The following is a 19,225-nucleotide window of genomic DNA, read 5'->3' as shown; positions in this document are numbered from 1 at the left end:
GTGCAAGCACCGGATCATCGTTCGACTTGCATGTGTTAAGCACGCCGCCAGCGTTCATCCTGAGCCAGGATCAAACTCTCCGTTGAAAACAAACAGACACAACCAACAACCCCGGGAAAACGAGGAACGAAGGCTGCACAAAATTTGAAACCAGCTGAAAACCATGCCATCCACGGGGTGGACAACACAGCATAATCAACCAATCAATAAAACAATCGGTATCAACAAACTTGGCACACTATTGAGTTCTCAAACAACAGACACACCCGGCACCACCACAACCCCTCAAGGGATCGTGACTCGCTCCGGAGCAACTTTTCAAACTTACCCGCGCACTTCGCCCTAGTCAAATCAGCGTCCCGATCCAGTTGGCCGTGGCCTTCGTGGTCTTCTCAGCGGATCAACTCCGGGGAGCAGCGCGGAAATAAACTGTACCACCACTCGGCCGCGGTGACAAAGCGGGGCCCCGGAGCACTCCCCCGGACACCCGAAAGGCCCGGAACCGCGACGGTTCCGGGCCTTTCGACGGAGTGTTACTCGGCGGCCTTGAAGTAGGCCGCACCCAGCGGCGGCAGCGTGACGGTCAGCGAGGCAGGCTGCCCGTCGATGCCATCCCCGGTCGCGGTCAGCGGCCCGCCGTTGGTGACGCCCGATCCTCCATACGCGTCGGCGTCTGTGTTCAGCACTTCACGCCACTGTCCCGCAGCGGGGACACCCAGGCGGAAGTCGTGGTGCGGGGCGCCGGAGAAGTTCAGCGCCACCACCAGCGGGTTGCCGTCAGCGTCGCGCCGGATGAAGCTCAGGACGTTGCGGTCAGCGTCCCCTCCATTGATCCACTGGAACCCCTCCGGATCGTTGTCCCGCTCGTAGAGGGCCGGCGTCGAACTGTAGAGCTCGTTCAAGTCCTTGGTGAGCAGCTGCACGCCACGGTGGGCGGGGATGTCCGCCAGCCACCAGTCCAGCCCGTACTGCTCCGACCACTCGGCCTCCTGGCCGAACTCGGTGCCCATGAAGATCAGCTGCTTGCCCGGGTGCGCCCACTGGTAGCCCAGGAACGCGCGTAGGTTGGCCAGCTGCTGCCAGCGGTCGCCGGGCATCTTGCGCAGCATCGAACCCTTGCCGTGGACAACCTCGTCATGGCTGATCGGCAACAGGAAGTTCTCCGTGTAGGCGTAAACCATGGAGAAGGTGATGGTGCCGTGGTGCCACTTGCGGTTGTATGGGTCCTCCGCCATGTACTTCAGGGAGTCGTGCATCCAGCCCATGTTCCACTTGAGCCCGAAGCCCAGGCCGCCCTGGTCCGTGGGGGCAGTGACGCCCGGGAATGCGGTGGACTCCTCGGCGATCATGACCGCGCCGGGGTGGGTCTTGTAGACCGTAGCGTTGGCTTCCTGCAGGAAGGAGATCGCCTCAAGGTTTTCGCGGCCGCCGAAGCGGTTGGGCTGCCACTGGCCCTCCTTGCGGGAGTAGTCCAGGTAGAGCATGGAGGCGACGGCGTCCACCCGGAGTCCGTCAATGTGGAACTCATCCAGCCAGTACAGCGCGTTCGCGACCAGGAAGTTGCGGACCTCGCTGCGGCCGAAATCAAAGATCAGGGTGCCCCAGTCCGGGTGCTCGCCGAGGTTCGGGTCCGAGTGCTCGTACAGCGGCTCACCGTCGAACTTCGCCAGCGCCCAGGCGTCCTTGGGGAAGTGGGCCGGGACCCAGTCCAGCAGAACGCCGATGCCCGCCTGGTGCAGTTCGTCCACCAAGTGCCGGAACTCGTCCGGGTGCCCAAAGCGGGAGGTCGGCGCGAAGTAGGACGTGACCTGGTAGCCCCAGGAGCCGCCGAACGGGTGCTCGGCGACGGGCATGAACTCCACGTGCGTGAAGCCGAGCCACTTCACGTACTCCACGAGTTCCTTGGCCAGTTGGCGGTAGTCCAGGCCGACGCGCCAGGACCCGAGGTGCACCTCGTAGACGCTCATCGGCGCGTTGTGCGGATCGCGGGCGGCGCGGGCCTTCATCCACTCCTCGTCCTTGAAGACGTAGGACGGTTCGACCACACGGGATGCGGTCAGCGGCGGTACCTCGGTGCCGAACGCCAGCGGGTCGGCCTTTTCAACCCAGTGCCCGTGCCGGGTCTTGATCTCAAACTTGTAGCACGCCCCTGCCATAACGCCGGGGATGAAGATCTCCCATACCCCGGAGGAGCCGAGCGAGCGCATCGAGTTCTCGCGGCCGTCCCAGCCGTTGAAGTCGCCCTTGACGCGCACGGCCTGGGCGTTGGGGGCCCAGACGGCGAAGGACACACCGTCAACGTCGCCGAGGGACGACTTGTAGTGCTGGACGTGGGCGCCGAGGGCGTCCCAGAGCCGTTCGTGCCGGCCTTCCCCGATCAGGTGCAGGTCGATTTCACCCACGGTGGGCAGGTAGCGGTACGGCTCGTCGGTGCGGACCGCGTCCTGGTCCTCGTAACGGACCTCCAACCGGTAGTCCGGGACGTGGCCGGCGTCGAGCGGTTCGAGAACGGCCACCCACACACCGCCGGACTCGTGCGTCATGGGCGTGGTGCCGGCGGACGTGACCACCGAAACGGATTCGGCCATGTGCTTCACGGTTCGGATGGTGACGTGGCCGTAGTCGTCGAGGTGGGCGCCGAGGACGGAGTGGGGGGCGTGATGCTCCCCCGCGGCCACCCGGGCGAGGGTGTCCGCGTCGACGGGGAGCGGCGCTCCGGGCCGTTCGGTACGTGCTGAGCCAGTCATGTTCTTACCTTCCGCTGCGGCTTCGACGGGGGCGCCGGAGCCAGTACTGCCAAGGAGACGACGGGATGCATTCACCGGGATGGCGAGCCAGTCGGGCCTGTTTCGTAGTTCGTAAACAACTTCGTAGAGCGCCTTGTCCAGCCAAAGGGCGGTGAACAAGGGCGAGTCACGGTCGATGGTGCCGGGGGTGACCTCGGCGTAGCCGGCGAGGAACGCCGAGGCGCAGTCGTCCACCCACTCTTCGGGGACGGCGGCGCCGTCGTCCTCGCGGGCGGCCGCGCCGGCGGCGTAGTCGAAGGAGCGCAGCATGCCGACGACGTCGCGCAGCGGCACGTCCGGGAAATTCCGTTCGGAGACGGGCCGCAGGGGCTCGCCCTCGAAGTCGAGGATCGCCCAGCGTGCGGGCTGGCCGGCGGCGCCGGGGACCTGGAGGATCTGGCCGAGGTGGAGGTCCCCGTGTATCCGCTGCAACTGCCCCGCGCTGGTTCCGGCGAGCCGGGCCAGCAGGGACTGCAGGGCGTCATCGAAGGGCCCGACGGCGGTGCCCGCCTCGGCCCAGGACTGGCGGACCCGCTGGGCGACGCCTGGCGCAATGTCGCCGCCCGGGACGGCTTCTGCCGCCGTGCCGAGTGCCTCGGCCAAGCGGCGGTGGACGGTGGCCGTGGCGACGCCGAGGGCGTGCGCCTCGGCGGTGAAATCGGTTCCGGTGCGGGCCGCGTCGACGGCCAGCCGCCACGCGTCCAGGCCGCCGGCGAGGAATTCGTGCGCGACGGCCAGCTCGGCGCGGGCAGCCCGGCCGCCGGCCGCATCCGGAACCGTCCCGTCCGTAACCGCCCCGTCCGTAACGGCCCACTCACCGGTCACCCAGCCGAGGGTGGCGGGGACCTCGGCGGTCTGTCCCGCGGTCAGGGCGGCGCCGATTTCGACCTCGGGGTTCTGCCCCTCGGAGAGGACGCGGAAGAACTTCAGGATCGCGGCGGAGGTGCCGTCGTCGACGATTACCGAGCTGTTGGACTGTTCACCGGAGAGCACCCGGACCTTGCCGGTGGCGTGCGGCAGCCCGTGGTCGGAGGCGACCAGCTCGCCGGTGGCCGACCCGTCCGCGGTGGCGCCGCGGGAGCGCATCAGCTCCAGCCACGCGGCGATGAACGCCGCGTCGTGGACTCCGTCGTACACCCAGCCGCCCGGCGTGCCGCCGTCTTCCTGGATCTCGCCGAGCAGCGCCGCCCCTGCACCGGCCAGCGGCAGGGCGCGGAAGCTCAGCGGGACCTGGACGACGTCGGTCCGGTCGCCGTCCGCCGTCGGGTAGGTGACGGCCAGCAGCAGGACCTTGAACCGGGCACCGCCGTCTTCCGCCGGCGTACCCGGGGAGGGTGCGGCCGGGACGGGCGCTTCGAGGGTCACGCTGCCCACCGGGTCGAAGCTGAAGTGCGCGCTCTTGACCGGGAACCAGCGCTGGCGCCGCAGCCAGCTGCGCAGCAGCGCGTCCAGGGCGGGGGAAAGGGTGGGTCGGGTCATGTCAGCCTTCGATGGACAGGATAGGCATCGCCTGGGTGTGGGGCGATGCCGGGTTGGAGGCGGCCGAGCGGACCCGCAGCCAGAAGAAATCGTGGCTGCCCAGGGTCAGGGTCAGGGTCCCGTCCTCGGCGATGCCGGGGAAGGCCTGGCCGCCGAAGACGTCCCGGAGGCCGCGGCCGGCCAGTTGCGGGACCCGCAGCGACGTGGCCACCGGGTGCTGGGAAAGGTTGAAGACGCAGAGGATGGTTTCCGGGTCCTCGCCGGCCGCGTTCCCGGCCGGGAGCTCCCTCAGGTAGGCCAGGACGACGTCGTGGTCCGCCTCGACGTGCTTGAAGGACCCAAGCCCGAACGCCGGGTGGTTCTTGCGGACGCTGAGGATCTGCCGGGTCCAGCGCAGCAGCGACCCGGAGTGCGCGGCCTCGGCCTCGACGTTGGCCATGCTGTAGTTGTAGACCAGCGACTGGATCACCGGAAGGTAGAGCTTGCCCGGGTCAGCGTTCGAGAACCCCGCGTTGCGGTCCGGGTTCCACTGCATCGGGGTGCGGACGGCGTCGCGGTCCTCGAGCCAGATGTTGTCGCCCATGCCGATCTCGTCCCCGTAGTACAGGAACGGGCTGCCCGGCAGGGACAGCAGCAAGGCGTTGATCAGCTCGATCTCGGACCGGGAGTTGTCCAACAGCGGGGCGAGCCGGCGCCGGATGCCGATGTTGGCCCGCATGCGCGGATCGGGGGCATACCAGCCAAGCATCGCGGCGCGCTCGTCGGAGGTGACCATTTCCAGGGTCAGCTCGTCGTGGTTGCGCAGGAACGTACCCCACTGGGCACCTTCCGGAATGGCCGGGGTATCCCGCATGGTCTCGATGATCGGCGCGGCCTTCTGGTCGCGCAGCGCGTAGTAGAGCCGCGGCATGATCGGGAAGTGGAACGCCATGTGGCACTCCGGCTCCTCCTCGGTACCGAAATACTCCACGACCTCCGCCGGCGGCTGGTTGGCCTCGGCGATGATGACGCGGCCGGGGTAGCTCTCGTCCACCATTTTCCGCAGCTGGCGGAGGAACTCGTGGGTGGCCGGAAGGTTCTCGCAGTTGGTGCCCTCCTCCTCGAAGAGGTAGGGGATCGCGTCGGCCCGGAAGCCGTCGATGCCCTGGTCCAGCCAGAAACGGACGACGTCGAACACGGCGTCGATAACCTTTGGGTTCTCGAAGTTCAGGTCCGGCTGGTGGCTGAAGAACCGGTGCCAGAAGAACTGGCGGCGGATCGGGTCGAAGGTCCAGTTGGATTCCTCGGTGTCCACGAAAATGATGCGCGCGTCCTGGTACTTCTCGTCCGTGTCGCTCCAGACGTAGAAGTCGCCGAAGGGCCCGTCCGGGTCCTTGCGGGACTCCTGGAACCAGGGGTGCTGGTCCGAGGTGTGGTTCAGGGGCAGGTCGATGATGACGCGGACGCCTCGGGCGTGGGCCTCGGCCACCAGGCGCTTGAAGTCGCTGATGGTGCCAAATTCGTCCAGCACGGAGTTGTAGTCCGAGATGTCGTAGCCGCCGTCGCGCAGCGGGGACTGGAAGAACGGGGGCAGCCAGAGGCAGTCCACACCCAGCCACTGCAGGTAGTCGAGCTTCTCGATCAGGCCGTGGAAGTCGCCGGAGCCGTCCCCGTTCCCGTCGGCGAAACCGCGGACCAGCACCTCGTAAAAGACCGCCTTGCGGTACCAATGCGGGTCGTGTTGCAGGCCGGGGGCGTTCAGTTCAAAGGTCCCCTTGGGCGTGAAGTGCTGGCTGGGGTTGCTCGGACTAAAGCTCACGGGCGGGACCTCCGGACGTTGAGGATGTGGGCGGGTTCGACGTGGGGGTCGAGGCGGACGTAGTTGTACTCGCCCCACTCCCAGCTCTCACCGGAGATCAGGTCCTCGACGACGTAGCCGCCGTTGTGGGTCAGGTCCTCCGGGTCCAGTTCCAGGGCTGCGCGGTCAATGGTGACCGTGCTTTCGCGGGGGCTGTGCGGGTCCACGTTGACCACAACGATCAGGGTGTCCTTGGTGCCGTCCGGCAGCGTCTTGTGCTTGGAGTAGACCACCGTGGAGCTGTCCGTGCTGGCGTGCAGGGTGAGGTTTTGCAGGTCCCCCAGCGCCGGGTGGGCGTGCCGGATGGCGTTCAGGCGGGTCAGATACGGGGCCAGGGTACGGCCGGATTCCGTGGCCGCGTCCCAGTCACGGGCCTTGTACTCGAACTTCTCATTGTCGATGTACTCCTCGGCGCCGGGCCGGGCCACGTGCTCGTAGAGCTCGTAGCCGGCGTAGACGCCCCAGAGCGGGCTAGCGGTCGAGGCCAGCGCGGCCCGGATTTTGAAGGCCGCCGGTCCGCCGAACTGCAGATATTCGGTCAGGATATCCGGGGTGTTGACGAAGAAGTTTGGCCGGAAATACGCCGGGGATTCGTGGCTGATTTCCTGGAAGTACTTCTCCAGTTCTTCCTTGGTATTCCGCCAGGTGAAGTAGGAGTAGGACTGCTGGAATCCGGCCCGGCCGAGGGCGTGCATCATGGCCGGGCGGGTGAACGCCTCGGCCAGGAAGACGACGTCGGGGTTCTTTTTGTTGACCTTGGCAATCAGCCATTCCCAGAACCACACCGGCTTGGTGTGCGGGTTATCCACACGGAAAATCTTCACACCGTGGCTGATCCACAGTTGAACCACGCGGAGGATTTCGTTGGACAGCCCGGCGGGATCGTTGTCGAAATTCAGCGGGAAAATATCCTGGTATTTCTTTGGCGGGTTTTCGGCGTAGGCGATGCTGCCGTCCACCCGGGTGGTGAACCATTCGGGATGGCTCTTGACCCAAGGGTGGTCCGGGGCGGCCTGCAGGGCCAGGTCGAGCGCGACCTCCAGGCCCAGTTCGCCGGCGCGGGTCACGAAGGCGTCGAAGTCCTCGAAGCTGCCCAGGTCCGGGTGGATGGCGTCGTGGCCGCCCTCCGCCGCGCCGATCGCCCAGGGGGAGCCGGGGTCGTGTGGTCCGGCGATCAGGGTGTTGTTCGGTCCCTTGCGGTGCTGGGTGCCGATCGGGTGGATCGGGGGCATGTAAATCACGTCGAAGCCCATGGCGGCGACGGCGTCGAGGCGCTCCGCCGCGGTGCGGAAGGTGCCGGAGGTCCATTCGCCGGTCTCGTGGTTGCGGACGGCGCCCTCGGAGCGGGGGAAGAATTCGTACCAGGCGCCGCGGCCGGCGAGTTCGCGCTCCACCAGCAGCGGGTAGGGCTCGGAGACGGTGACGAGTTCACGGATGGGCTGGCGCCCGACGACGGCGGCCACGTCCGCGCCGAAGCCGGCGCCGAGGCGCTCCTCCGGGGTCCGGGAGGCGTCGGCGAGGCCGGCGGCGGCGATCCGGAGGGTGCGGCGGTCCGCTGACGGACGGCTGGGATCCTCGGACGCCTCGGTCAGGAGCGCCGCGCCCTCGGCAAGCATGAGCTCGACGTCGATCCCGGCGTCGACCTTGACCTCGGCGTTGTGGTGCCACGTGCCGTAGCGGTCGTGCCAGGCCTCGATCACGTAGGACCACTTGCCGGTGGCGCTGGGGGTCAGCAGGCCCTCCCAGAGATCCGTGCCCTTGCCGCGGTCGCCCCGCGGGGGCTCGAGGCGGATCCGCTGGCGTTCCTTGCCGCGCGGGTCCAGCAGGACCGCGCTGACGCCGAGCATGTCGTGTCCCTCGCGGAACGCGGTCGCGGCGACGACGATGCTCTCGCCGACGGTGGCCTTCGCGGGGAATTTACCGCCCTCGACCGAGGGCTGGACGTTGGTGATCGGAAACCTGCCGAATTTCAACCCATCGGTGATCAGGGCCTTCGGCTTTTGCTTGGATACGGCGCTGGTTCGGGAGTTAGTCGTCACAGGCTCGACGTTATCTACAAATCGCACAGAATGCTAAGGCTGCTCCGTTTTTTGGGGTCATCCGAAGCGCCATCCGACATTTACCGGAAAGAAACCCGGAACTGTTCCGGGGTCCGAAGTTCTCGGTTAGTGTTTCGCAGGTGAAGGCTATCCGGAGATTTACCGTCAGAACCGTTCTTCCCGAACCGATCCGGCCCCTGGCGCGGCTGGCCACCAACCTTCGCTGGTCGTGGCACCTGCCCACCCGCGAATTGTTCGAACAGCTGAACCCGGCCATCTGGGCCGAGAGCGCCCAGGACCCGGTGACGTTCCTGGGTCTGGTCAGCCGGGAGGAGCTGCAGCGCCTCGCCGCGGACCAGGATGTGGTGCGCCGCGTACACGAGGCCGCGGCGGACCTGGACCAGTACCTTGAGCAGCCCCGCTGGTACCAGAGCCTGGGCGAGGACGCGCCCCGCTGCATCGCCTACTTCTCCCCCGAGTTCGGCATCACCGAGGTCCTGCCGCAGTACTCCGGCGGCCTCGGCATCCTCGCCGGCGACCACCTGAAGGCCGCCTCCGACCTGGGCGTGCCGCTGATCGGCGTCGGCCTGCTCTACCAGGCCGGGTACTTCAAACAGTCCCTCTCCCGCGACGCCTGGCAGCAGGAAACCTACCCGGTGCTTGACCCGGACGGGCTGCCCCTGACGCTGCTGCGCGAGGCCTCCCCGGACGGCAACGGCCGGCCGGTGGAAATCTCCCTGCCCCTCCCCCACGGCCGCCGGCTCCTGGCGCACGTCTGGCGCGCCGACGTCGGCCGCGTGCCGCTGCTGCTGCTGGATTCGAACGTGGCCGGCAACGACGATGCCGCCCGCGGCATCACGGACCGGCTCTACGGTGGCGGCGGCGACCACCGCCTGCAGCAGGAGCTCCTGCTGGGCATGGGCGGGGTGAAGGCGCTGCGCGCCTACCAGCGGCTCACCGGGGCACCCGCGCCGGAGGTCTTCCACACCAATGAGGGCCATGCCGGTTTCCTCGGCGTCGAACGGATCCAGGAACTCATGTCCGGGGACACCGCCCTGGGTTGGGACGAGGCGCTCACCGCCGGCCGGGCCTCCACCGTCTTCACCACGCACACCCCGGTCCCCGCTGGCATCGACCGGTTCGAGATCTCCCAGATCGAGCACTTCTTCTCCGCGGGCCTCGCCCCGGACGTTCCGCTGGGCAAGATCCTGGACCTGGGCCGCGAGGACTTCGCCGACGGCAACCCGTTCGTCTTCAACATGGCCGTCATGGGCCTGCGCCTGGCGCAGCGCGCCAACGGTGTGGCCAAGCTGCACGGCGTGGTCTCGCGCGGGATGTTCGCCGCGCTCTGGCCGGGCTTTGACCACGCGGAGGTGCCCATCACCTCGGTGACCAACGGCGTCCACGTCCCCACCTGGGTGGATCCGCGTGTCTCCCAGCTCGCCCGCGACCGGTTCGGGGCCGACGCCGAGTCCGAGGGCCGCTGGGACCTCGCCTACAACGTCAGCGACGAAGAGCTCTGGGCGCTGCGCCGGGAGATGCGGGTCTCCCTGGTGGAGGACGTCCGTCGCCGACTCCGCGCGGCGTGGAAGAAGCGCGGCGCGGCCGACGCCGAGCTGTCCTGGACCGATTCCGTCCTCGACCCGGATGTCCTCACGGTCGGCTTCGCCCGCCGCGTTCCGACCTACAAGCGGCTCACCCTGATGCTCCGCGATCCCGCGCGGCTCAAGGCGCTCCTGCTGCACGAGACCCACCCCATCCAGCTGGTCATCGCCGGCAAGTCGCACCCGGCGGACGACGCGGGCAAGAAAATGATCCAAGACCTGGTCCGCTTCACCGACGACCCCGCGGTCCGGCACCGGATCGTGTTCCTGCCCAATTACGACATCGCGATGGCCCGCACGCTCTTCCCGGGCTGCGACGTCTGGCTCAACAACCCGCTGCGCCCGCTCGAGGCCTGCGGCACCTCCGGGATGAAGGCGGCCATCAACGGCTCCCTGAACCTCTCGGTGCTTGACGGCTGGTGGGATGAGATGTACGACGGCGAGAACGGCTGGGCGATCCCCACCGCCAACAACGACGCGTCCCCCGAGGAACGCGACGACATCGAGGCGGCCGCCCTGTACGAGCTGCTCGAGACCCAGGTGGCGCCGAAGTTCTACGGCCTCACGGTCTCCGATGGCGCCGGCGCGGCCGGCCCGTCCCAGTCCGGGCCGCAGGCGGTTCCCACCCACTGGGTGTCCATGATCAAGCACACCATGACCCACCTGGGACCGGCGGTGTCCGCGGAACGGATGCTCAAGGACTACGTCAACGTTCTGTACCGGCCCGCCGCGCTGGCCGGCCGCCAGGCGTCCGCGCACGGTTACGCCGAGGCGAAGTCGCTGGCCGCGTGGTGCTCCACGGTCCGCGCCGCGTGGCCGCAGATCCAGGTGGAGCACGTGGACTCCGTCGGCGTCTCCGAGGACCCGCAGATCGGCGACGACCTGCAGGTCAACGCCTACATCGCGCTGCACGACCTGCCGCCGGAGGACGTCGCCGTGGAGGTGGCCTACGGCCGCGCCGAGGACAGCGACGAGCTCACGGACGTCACGATGGTGGAGCTGACCTCCGTGGAGGACCTGGGCAAGGGCCGCTACCTGTTCAGCGGCACCCTGGTGATCGACCGCTCCGGTTCCTTCGGCTACACCATCCGGGTGCTGCCCAAGCACGCCGGCCTGGCGTCGAAGGCCGAACTCGGACTCATCGTCAACGCCTGACCTGGTCGACTACAGGCAGACGGTGATGACCTTGAGGTCCTTGCCGGCGTAGCTTTCGGCGTCCTGCAGGATTTCGCAGATGACGCCGAAGGCCCGGTCGGCGCGGAAGGCGGCGGGGACCTGCCAGATGACCGTGACCGGGCCGTGGCCGTCGTCGCCCACGGCGTCGGCGAAGTCATGCAGGGAATCGTTGAGGGCGTCGAGGTTCACGCCGTAGTGCTCGGGGAAATCCAGCACCTCGCCGAAGGCGGCGAGGACCTCTTTCTTCGTGTTGGCGGCGGGGACAATCAGCGTCCGGCGGCCGGCGTCGCGGACCTGCGCCTGCAGCTCCTCGGGTGTCCAGGTGTCTGCGGAATAGATTTTCATGGGTCCCTACTCGCCTTCGGCGATGAATGAAAACGATGAATAGTGGTCCGCGGTGTAGTACTTCTCCCCCGCGTCTCCGGCGATGATCCGCCGTGCGCCGCGGTCCGACTCGCCGGGCGTGGGAACCGTGAACTCCCGGTAGTAGCCCGAGGGCTTCTGCGGCAGCACCCGCTCGAAGTTGCCGAAGGTGATGTTGTCCCTGCTGTACGGGTAAGGACCGCCGCGCGCGATCAACACCAGGACCTGCCGCGCCTCGGCCGGCAACTCCGAGACCTTGACCTCGGGCAGCCGGGACGGGTTCGCGACGCCGGCGCTGGCGGCGGCACTGGTGTGGGCCGGCGACGTTGCACTGCCCGGGGAGTCGCCCGTCCGCGGGATCCCGGCGACCACCAGCACGAGCACCGCCAGGGTCAGGAGCGCCCCGATCAGGGTGCTGAGGCGTTTGGTGGTCATCTCCGGTTCCCCCTAGATGCGGTAGATGCTGATGCTGTTCGCCTGGACCACGTCGCGTTCACCGGAGGCGATCCGGACGCCCTGCCGGCGGTCGTGCCACTCCGAGGTGGTGAGCCGCAGCTCGTAGATCCGGTGACCGGTGCCGTCGTCGTGCGGGACGGGCGGCAGGGTGACCTTGACGTCGTCGGCACCGCCGTTGACCACCACCAGGCCCACCACGCGGCCGACGTCGGAACCCACCAGCAGCTGCACCACCCGGTGGGCGGGGTCCTGCCAGCGTTCGGCGGACATCTGCCGTCCATCGACGTCGAACCAGTGGAAATAGGACTGCCGCTCCCGGGCCGGGTAATCGTGCGGCTGGCCGGCGAGGAACTCCTTGCGCAGCCGGATGACGCGCTTGGTGCTGCGCAGCATCGAGTGCGATTCGGGGGTGCTGGTCCAGTCGATCCAGGTCAGCGGGTTGTCCTGGCAGTAGGCGTTGTTGTTGCCCTGCTGGGTGCGGCCCACCTCGTCGCCGGCGGTGATCATCGGCACGCCCTGCGAGATCATCAGCGAGGCCATCAGGTTGCGGCTGCTCTGCGCACGCTTGGCCAGGATGCCCTCGTCCTCGGTGGGGCCCTCGAAGCCGTGGTTATAGCTGCGGTTGTCGCCGTGGCCGTCCCGGTTCTGCTCGCCGTTGGCCTCGTTGTGCTTGCGATCGTAGGAGACCAGGTCCGCAAGAGTGAACCCGTCGTGGGCGGTGATGAGATTGACCGAGGCCAGCCGGTTTCGACCGGACCCGGCAAAGAGCGCCGCGGAGCCGGAGAGGGCGTCGGCCAGCTTCGCCACGGATCCCCCGTGGCCGCCGGACTCGATCGCGGCCCGGTCCGCCAGCCAAAAGGTGCGGACGGCGTCGCGGAAGTGGTCGTTCCAGTCGACCCAGCCGGGCGGGAACTTACCGGTCTGCCAGCCGCCGTAGCCCACATCCCAAGGTTCGGCGATCAGCTTGGTCTCGGAGAGGACCGGATCGGCGGCGACGGCCACCAAGAACGGGTGCCGCGGGTCGAACTCGTTGGCCGCGTTCCGGCAGAGCGTGACGGCAAGGTCGAAGCGGAAGCCGTCGACGTGGAATTCGTTGACCCAGTAGCGCAGGGAGTCGAGGACCAGCTGCACGACGCGGGGCTCACCGAAGTTCAGGGAGTTGCCGCAGCCGGTGGTGTCCACATAGCGTCCCTGGCCGTCGTGGCGGTAGTACTGCAGCTCGCCCAGGCCCCGGAAGCTGAGCGTGGGCCCGTCCGGACCGGCCTCGGCGGTGTGATTGTAGACGACGTCGAGGATCACCTCGAGGCCGGCCGCGTGAAGCAGCTTGACCATTCCCTTGAACTCGTCCTGCACCGCCTGCGGCCCGGCGTCGCGGGCGGCCTGGGTGGCGTAGTCCGGGTGCGGGGCAAAGAAGGCAGCCGTGTTGTAGCCCCAGTAGTTGGTCAGGCCCAGGTTCTGCAGGTGGGCCTCGTCCAGGTGGAAGTGGACCGGCAGGAGCTGGACGGCCGTGACGCCCAGGGAGACCAGGTGCTCGACCATGGCCGGGTGCGCCATGCCGGCATAGGTGCCCTGCAGGTGCTCCGGAATGTCCGGGTGGAGCATGGTCTGCCCGCGCACGTGCGCCTCGTAGATGATGGTGTCCCGCCACGGCGTGGCCGGGGCACGGTCCACGCCCCAGTCGAAGTCGCCGGACATCCGGACATTGGTGATCAGCTTCTCCCGCTGATCGACGGCGCGGCCATACGGATCGAGCAACAGCGGCTGCACGCCGTCGTCGTCGAAATCCTGGGTGGGAACCGGGACGGGCAGGGCCTCAGCCTCCGGCGCCGCCCGCAGCCCGTAGCGGGAGCCGACCGGCAGCCCCTCGACGATGCCGTGGTGCACGCCGGCGGTGACGTTCGGCAGTGCCTTGACCTGCCAGCCGCGGCCTGGGGCCTGGTAAACCACCTCGAGGGTGGCGACGGCGGGGGCATAGACGGCCACGTTCACCGATGAACCGCGCGGATCATCGGTCTCCGGGGAGCCGGTGCGCGGCACGCTTAGTCCCAGCGGAAGCGGCCGTGAGGCATCCACGGTCGTTGCGGAATCTACAAAGGACTTGACCATTGGTCATAGCTTAGCCGGGGCCGCCTCCCGCACCCTCTCCGCGCGGTCGGGTTACGACGGAACTCTGGAACGTCCGGGCGCGGCATACTGGAGGCAGGCACCGAACTGGAGGTAACCGTGCGGATAGCACTGGCGCAAATCATCACCGGCCGCGATCTGGACCGGAACCTTGACCTTGTCCGGGAGTATGCCGCGCGGGCCAAGGCAGGCGGCGCGGACCTGGTGGTCTTCCCGGAGGCCACCATGCGGGCCTTCGGCAACTCGCTGGTGGACATCGCCGAACCGCTGGATGGCCCGTGGGCCTCGGCCGTCCGGGCCATCGCCGCGGAGCAGGACCTGGTGGTGGTGGCCGGCATGTTCACGCCGGGCGCGGCCAAGAACGGATCCCCCCGGGTCCGGAACACCCTGCTCGCCACCGGGCCGGGCGTTGCCGCCAGCTACGACAAGATCCACCTCTTCGACGCCTTCGGCTTCGCCGAGTCCGACACGGTGGAGGCGGGTACGGAGCCGGTGACGTTCGACGTCGGCGGCGTCACCGTGGGCCTCGCCACCTGCTACGACGTGCGTTTCCCGGACCTGTTCACGGAGCTCGCCGACCGCGGCGCCGTCGTGACCCTGGTCAGCGCTTCCTGGGGCAGCGGGCCGGGCAAGGCTGAGCAGTGGACCTTGTTGGCACGGGCCCGCGCCGCCGACTCGACCAGCTTCGTGGTGGCCTGCGGTCAGGCCGACCCGGCCAGCGCCGGACTCGAGGTCCGGGGCACCGCCCCCACCGGCGTCGGGCATTCCCTGGTCGCCTCCCCCTTCGGCGAGGCGATCGCCGAACTCGGCGCGGAACCGGACCTGCTGTTCGTGAACCTGGACCCCGCCGAGGTCGACGCCGCCCGTAAGAGCCTCCCGGTCCTCGCCAACCGCCACCGCTTCTAGCCGACGCTACCTCACATCCGGCGACTTAAACCACAACGCTCCCTCACCTGAGGTGAGGGAGCGTCCGCGGTGCGATTTACTTGGTGGCGCGCTGGCGGGAGATCTCGTAGAGCGAGATGCCGACGGCCATCGAGGCGTTGAGAGATTCCATCGCGGAGTCGATCGGGATGGAGACGATCTGGTCGCAGTTCTCGCGGACCAGGCGGCTCAGGCCCTTGCCCTCGGAGCCCACCACGATGCAGACCGGTTCCTTCGCCAGCGCCAGGTCCGGCAGCGAGACGTCGCCGTCGCCGTCCAGGCCGAGGACGAAGATGCCCATGTTCTTGAACGCCTTCAGCGTGCTGTTGAGGTTCGCGGCGCGGGCCACCGGGACGCGGACCGCTGCGCCGGCGCTGGTCTTCCAGGCCGAGGCGGTCACGCCGACGGACCGGCGCTCGGGAACGATCACGCCGTGGCCGCTGAACGCGGAGACGGAACGGATGATCGCGCCGAGGTTGCGGGGGTCGGTGATGCCGTCGAGGGCGACGAAGAGCGGGGCGTTGGCGATGTGGCCCACCTTCCACGCCTCGACGGTTGCCTCGGCCAGCTCGTAAGCATCCTGGTACTCGTACGGCGGGATCTGCAGGACCAGTCCCTGGTGGATGGCGTCGTCGGTCATCCGGTCCAGCTCGGGCTTGCCGGTTTCGAGCAGCGGAATGCCGCGCTCGGCCGCGATCTTCAGGGATTCCTTGACCCGGTCGTCCATCTCGATGCGGATGGCCACGTGCAGGGCCTTGGCGGGAATACCGGCGCGGAGCGCCTCGACCACGGAGTTGCGGCCCGTGACGACTTCTTCGGTGGCGCGGCCCTTGGGGCCGGAGCGGGCGCCGGCGCTGCGGGCTCCGGTGCCGCGCTTGGCGGCGGAGCGTTCCGCGAGCTGCTTGTTCTTGTGGGCCTTGTGGTAGACCCGGTCCTCCGCCTTGGGAGTGGGGCCCTTGCCTTCGAGGGCCTTACGGCCATGGCCGCCGGTCCCGACAGTGGGACCCTTCTTCTGTTTGACCGAGCGGCGACCGTTATTGGCCATGAGTTTCACCCTTTGAAGTACGCGAATCGTTGATAAGTCTGGACTCCAGTCTACTGACTCGGGTTAAATCCTCGACCGCGCGGGTGCGGCGGCCCGCCCGGCCGCCGGGGCTCAGCCGCGCTTGAGGCTCCAGCTGGCACCGTCCGCGCCGTCCTCGACGACGACGCCGGCCGCGGCCAAGGTGTCCCGGATGGCGTCGGAGGCGGCCCAGTCCTTGGCCGCCCTCGCCTGCGCCCGGGCTGCCAGCTGCGCCTCCACCAGCACGCCGAGCGCGGTGGTGGCCTGGCCGTCCACGGCGGGGGCAGCGGTGTCGTTCAGGCCGAGGACCCGCAGCATGTCGTGGACGTGGTGCAGGGCCTGGCGGGCGTCCTCGGTCCGGCCGTCGGTCAATGCGGTGTTGCCGGCCCGGACGGTCTCGTGCAGGACGGCGAGGGCCTGCGGGACGTTGAGGTCGTCGTCCATGGCGCGTTCGAACGCCTCGGGGACGTCGCCGTAGGTGGAGAAGCTGTAGTTCCCGCCGTCGGACAGGGCGCGCACGGCGCGGCTGATGAACCCGTCGATGCGCTCGACGGCGGCGGCGGCTTCCTGCAGCGAAGTCGGCTGGTAGTCCAGCACCGAGCGGTACTGGGCCTGGCCGAGGTAATACCGAACCACCCGCGGCGGGGCGAGTTCGAGCATCTCGGCCGGGCTGATGGTGTTGCCGATGGACTTGGACATCTTCTCGCCGGCGTAGGTGACCATGCCGTTGTGCATCCAGAAGTTCGCGAAGCCGTGGCCGGCCGCCTGGGACTGGGCCATCTCGTTCTCGTGGTGCGGGAAGCGCAGGTCCAGGCCGCCGCCGTGGATGTCGAACTCGGTGCCGAGGTATTTGGTGACCATCGCGGAGCATTCGAGGTGCCAGCCCGGGCGTCCGGCGCCCCACGGGGAGGCCCAGCTCGCCGTCGTCGGTTCGCCGTCCTTGTGGCCCTTCCAAAGCGCGAAGTCGCGGGGGTCCTTCTTGCCGCGCGGGTCGGCGTCGGGGGCGCCCTGCATGTCCTCGATCTTCTGCCGGGTCAGGGACCCGTAGGCGGACCAGGAGCGGACATCGAAGTAGACGTCGCCGGAGTCGTCGAGGGCCGGGTAGGCGTGGCCGCGGTCGATCAGCAGCTGAATCAGGGCGTGCATCTCGGGGATGTGGCCCGTGGCGCGCGGCTCGTAGGTGGGCCTGGAGACACCCAGGGTGTCATACGCCTTACGGAATTCCTGCTCGTAACGGTAGGCCAGCGCCCACCATTCCTCTTCGCGGACGGTGCCGTCGCCCTCGTCGAACGCGGGCGCGAACGACTCGGCGGACTTGGCGAGGATCTTGTCGTCGATGTCCGTGACGTTGCGGACCGTGGTGACCCGGAAGCCGCGGTACTGCAGCCAGCGGGTGAGCTGGTCGAAGGCGATCGCTGAGCGGATGTGACCGACGTGCGGCATGCCCTGCACCGTGGCGCCGCAGTAGTAGAGGCTTACCTTCCCCGGAACCAGGGGGACGAAGTCGCGGACTTCGGCGGATGCAGTGTCATAGAAGCGCAGTGTCACCGGTCCAGACTAGCCGATGCGGTGTTGCCGCCGGCCGGTCCGTTACTTGCAGTGCTGGCCGATCTGGTCCATGTTCTGGCGCAGCTGGTTGAGCTGGTCCGTGGTCTGGACTCCGGTGGAGCTGCCCGCGACCTGCTTCATGACGTCGGCCATCTTCTGGATGGGGTCAGCCACCTCGGGGGCCACCTTGTCCGCGACCTCCTGATAGTGCTTGCTGATCTGCCCGGCTTTGTCCGTGTCGGTACCCGTGGGCACGAAGGTGTCCGTGTTCAGGAACTTGCAGCTCTCGTCCACGCTCATGCGCGACGGCGTGGGGCTGGCGGCAGGCGGGGTGGATCCGGCGCACCCGGCCAGCAGCAGTCCTGTGGCGAGGACGACGGCGGGGGCTAGCTTTTTCACGGGAAACTCCTGACGTTCCGGGCGGGGGTTGTCCGTTAAGCCTAGGCCAGATCGGCGCCGCCGGCGGAGTCGGCCGGGTAGACCAGGGCGGTGGCGGTGGCCGCGATGCCCTCGCCGCGGCCGGTGAAGCCGAGGCCGTCGCTGGTGGTGGCGGTGACGCTGACGGGGGCTCCGGCGGCCTCGCTGAGCACCCGCTGGGACTCCTCCCGGCGTGGGCCGAACTTGGGCCGGTTCGCGACGAACTGCACGGCGATGTTGCCGATCTCCCAGCCCGCGGCGCGGACGATCCGGGCGGCCGCGGACAGCAGGGTGATGCCGGAGGCTCCGGCATATTCGGGCCGGTCCGTGCCGAAATGGGTGCCGAGGTCGCCGATGCCGCATGCGGAGAACAGGGCGTCGGCCGCCGCGTGGGCCACCGGGTCGCCGTCGGAGTGGCCGGCCAGCCCGCGCTCACCCTCCCAGAGGAGTCCGCCGAGCCAGAGCGGCTGGGGTGCCTCGTCCGGGGCGTAGGCGTGGACGTCGATGCCGATGCCGGTGCGCGGCAGCAGGGGTCGTTGCTTCGGGTCCATGGTCAGCCCTCCACCCAGCGGGCGCCGAGGGGACCCTCGAGCAAGCCCTCGGCGAGGATCAGGTCCAGCGGGGTGGTGATCTTCAGCGACTGGCTGGCGCCGCGGACCGCGTGGACGGGAACGCCCAGTAGTTCCACCAGCATGGCGTCGTCGGTGACGGCGGCCGCCTGGGCTTCGTCGAGTCCTTCCGCGGATTCGTGGGCCCGGCGGAGGGTTTCCAGGCTGAAGCCCTGCGGGGTCTGGACGGCGCGGAGGGCCTCCCGGGGTGCCGTGCCGGTGACCAGTTCCGGGGCGATGTCCGCGTCCGGGCCGGTGGTCCGGGCGACGGTCTTCACCGTGTCCACCACGGGCAGGACGGGGATGACGGCCTGCGCTCCGGCGGCCAGGGCCTCGGCCACCCGGTGGAAGACGGCCTCCGGTGCCAGGGCGCGGGCGGCGTCGTGCACCAGGACAGACCGGGTGTCCGGGTGCAGGGCGGCCAGGGCGGCGCGCACCGAATCGGCGCGGCTGGCGCCGCCGTCGACGGCCGTGATCTCGGGGGTCTCCGCCCCGTTCCCGCCGCCGTTGCGCAGTTCCTCGGCGAACGCCTCGCACTGCGCGGCCAGCTCCCGGTCTCCGGGCGGGAGCGCGACGCAGATCTGCCGGGCGACCCCGGCGGCGGCGACCCCGCGGAGGGCGTGGATGAGGATGCTGTCCCCGCCCAGGGGAACCTTGGCCTTGGGCATCCCGTAACCCAGCCGCTGGCCGGATCCGGCGGCCACGAGGATGACCGCCGTGACGGGGGCGGCCGATGGAGTAGTCATGCGGTCAAGCCTACGTCCCGACGCGTGGGCGGGCCGGTTTTGGGCAAAAAGAAGC

The 19,225-nt window shown here is 68.7% G+C and carries 13 protein-coding genes and 1 rRNA gene; 2 read left to right on the top strand and 12 right to left on the bottom strand.

All coding sequences use genetic code 11. The features are described from left to right. From ACFVY3_RS11680 to ACFVY3_RS11665, 4 genes are all read right to left on the bottom strand, one after another. Positions 1 to 86: ribosomal RNA gene (locus ACFVY3_RS11680) — 16S ribosomal RNA — on the bottom strand; the annotation flags it as partial. 447 nt (positions 87 to 533) lie between these two features. Continuing rightward, positions 534 to 4,265: a 1,4-alpha-glucan branching enzyme gene (locus ACFVY3_RS11675; RefSeq protein WP_400159825.1), complete on the bottom strand. Its 3,732-nt coding sequence runs from the start codon at positions 4,263 to 4,265 to the stop codon at positions 534 to 536. 1 nt (position 4,266) lies between these two features. Continuing rightward, positions 4,267 to 6,063: a maltose alpha-D-glucosyltransferase gene (treS, locus tag ACFVY3_RS11670; protein ID WP_290258912.1), complete on the bottom strand. Its 1,797-nt coding sequence runs from the start codon at positions 6,061 to 6,063 to the stop codon at positions 4,267 to 4,269. After that, on the bottom strand, positions 6,060 to 8,141 hold the full coding sequence (locus ACFVY3_RS11665) for an alpha-1,4-glucan--maltose-1-phosphate maltosyltransferase (protein WP_400159824.1): 2,082 nt from the start codon (positions 8,139 to 8,141) through the stop codon (positions 6,060 to 6,062). Before ACFVY3_RS11665 ends, treS begins: the two co-directional genes overlap by 4 nt. A 140-nt stretch (positions 8,142 to 8,281) precedes the next feature. On the opposite strand from ACFVY3_RS11665, the gene glgP reads away from it, so the two are divergent. Beyond that, complete coding sequence (glgP, locus tag ACFVY3_RS11660) at positions 8,282 to 10,900, top strand: alpha-glucan family phosphorylase (protein WP_400159823.1); 2,619 nt, start codon at positions 8,282 to 8,284, stop codon at positions 10,898 to 10,900. A gap of 9 nt (positions 10,901 to 10,909) precedes the next feature. On the opposite strand, the gene ACFVY3_RS11655 is transcribed toward glgP, so the two are convergent. The 3 genes from ACFVY3_RS11655 to glgX are packed head-to-tail and all read right to left on the bottom strand — an operon-like array spanning position 10,910 to position 13,846. Next, entirely contained in the window at positions 10,910 to 11,266 is a 357-nt protein-coding gene (locus ACFVY3_RS11655) for a barstar family protein (RefSeq protein ID WP_400159822.1), read from the bottom strand. A gap of 6 nt (positions 11,267 to 11,272) precedes the next feature. Then, positions 11,273 to 11,719, bottom strand: a complete 447-nt coding sequence (locus ACFVY3_RS11650; protein ID WP_400159821.1) for a ribonuclease domain-containing protein — start codon at positions 11,717 to 11,719, stop codon at positions 11,273 to 11,275. A 12-nt stretch (positions 11,720 to 11,731) separates the two neighbouring features. Continuing rightward, positions 11,732 to 13,846, bottom strand: coding sequence for a glycogen debranching protein GlgX (gene glgX, locus ACFVY3_RS11645; protein WP_400159820.1), 2,115 nt, complete (start codon positions 13,844 to 13,846; stop codon positions 11,732 to 11,734). A 117-nt stretch (positions 13,847 to 13,963) separates the two neighbouring features. Here glgX and ACFVY3_RS11640 point away from each other — a divergent pair, with 117 nt between their 5' ends. Continuing rightward, a complete protein-coding gene (locus ACFVY3_RS11640; RefSeq protein WP_400159819.1) occupies positions 13,964 to 14,770 on the top strand; it encodes a carbon-nitrogen hydrolase family protein in 807 nt (268 codons plus the stop codon). A 76-nt stretch (positions 14,771 to 14,846) separates the two neighbouring features. On the opposite strand, the gene rlmB is transcribed toward ACFVY3_RS11640, so the two are convergent. The 5 genes from rlmB to ispD form a co-directional block, all read right to left on the bottom strand. Continuing rightward, complete coding sequence (rlmB, locus tag ACFVY3_RS11635; RefSeq protein WP_364136653.1) at positions 14,847 to 15,833, bottom strand: 23S rRNA (guanosine(2251)-2'-O)-methyltransferase RlmB; 987 nt, start codon at positions 15,831 to 15,833, stop codon at positions 14,847 to 14,849. Between the two features lie 111 nt (positions 15,834 to 15,944). After that, the gene (gene cysS / locus ACFVY3_RS11630; protein ID WP_400159818.1) at positions 15,945 to 17,399 is read right to left on the bottom strand and encodes a cysteine--tRNA ligase; all 1,455 of its coding nucleotides are present in this window, start codon (positions 17,397 to 17,399) and stop codon (positions 15,945 to 15,947) included. Positions 17,400 to 17,441: 42 nt separating this feature from the next. Continuing rightward, a complete protein-coding gene (locus ACFVY3_RS11625) occupies positions 17,442 to 17,798 on the bottom strand; it encodes a hypothetical protein (RefSeq protein ID WP_400159817.1) in 357 nt (118 codons plus the stop codon). A gap of 41 nt (positions 17,799 to 17,839) precedes the next feature. Next, positions 17,840 to 18,367: a 2-C-methyl-D-erythritol 2,4-cyclodiphosphate synthase gene (gene ispF, locus ACFVY3_RS11620; RefSeq protein WP_400159816.1), complete on the bottom strand. Its 528-nt coding sequence runs from the start codon at positions 18,365 to 18,367 to the stop codon at positions 17,840 to 17,842. A gap of 2 nt (positions 18,368 to 18,369) precedes the next feature. After that, positions 18,370 to 19,170 (bottom strand): 2-C-methyl-D-erythritol 4-phosphate cytidylyltransferase, encoded by an 801-nt coding sequence (gene ispD, locus ACFVY3_RS11615; RefSeq protein ID WP_400159815.1) that lies wholly within the window; start codon positions 19,168 to 19,170, stop codon positions 18,370 to 18,372. Between the last annotated feature and the right edge of the window lie 55 nt (positions 19,171 to 19,225).

Source organism: Arthrobacter sp. BPSS-3 (assembly GCF_044628475.1).
In the GTDB taxonomy this organism is placed as follows: domain Bacteria; phylum Actinomycetota; class Actinomycetes; order Actinomycetales; family Micrococcaceae; genus Arthrobacter.
The sequence above is the reverse complement of the archived record's forward strand: the minus strand, read 5'-3'. Positions and strand labels throughout refer to the sequence as shown.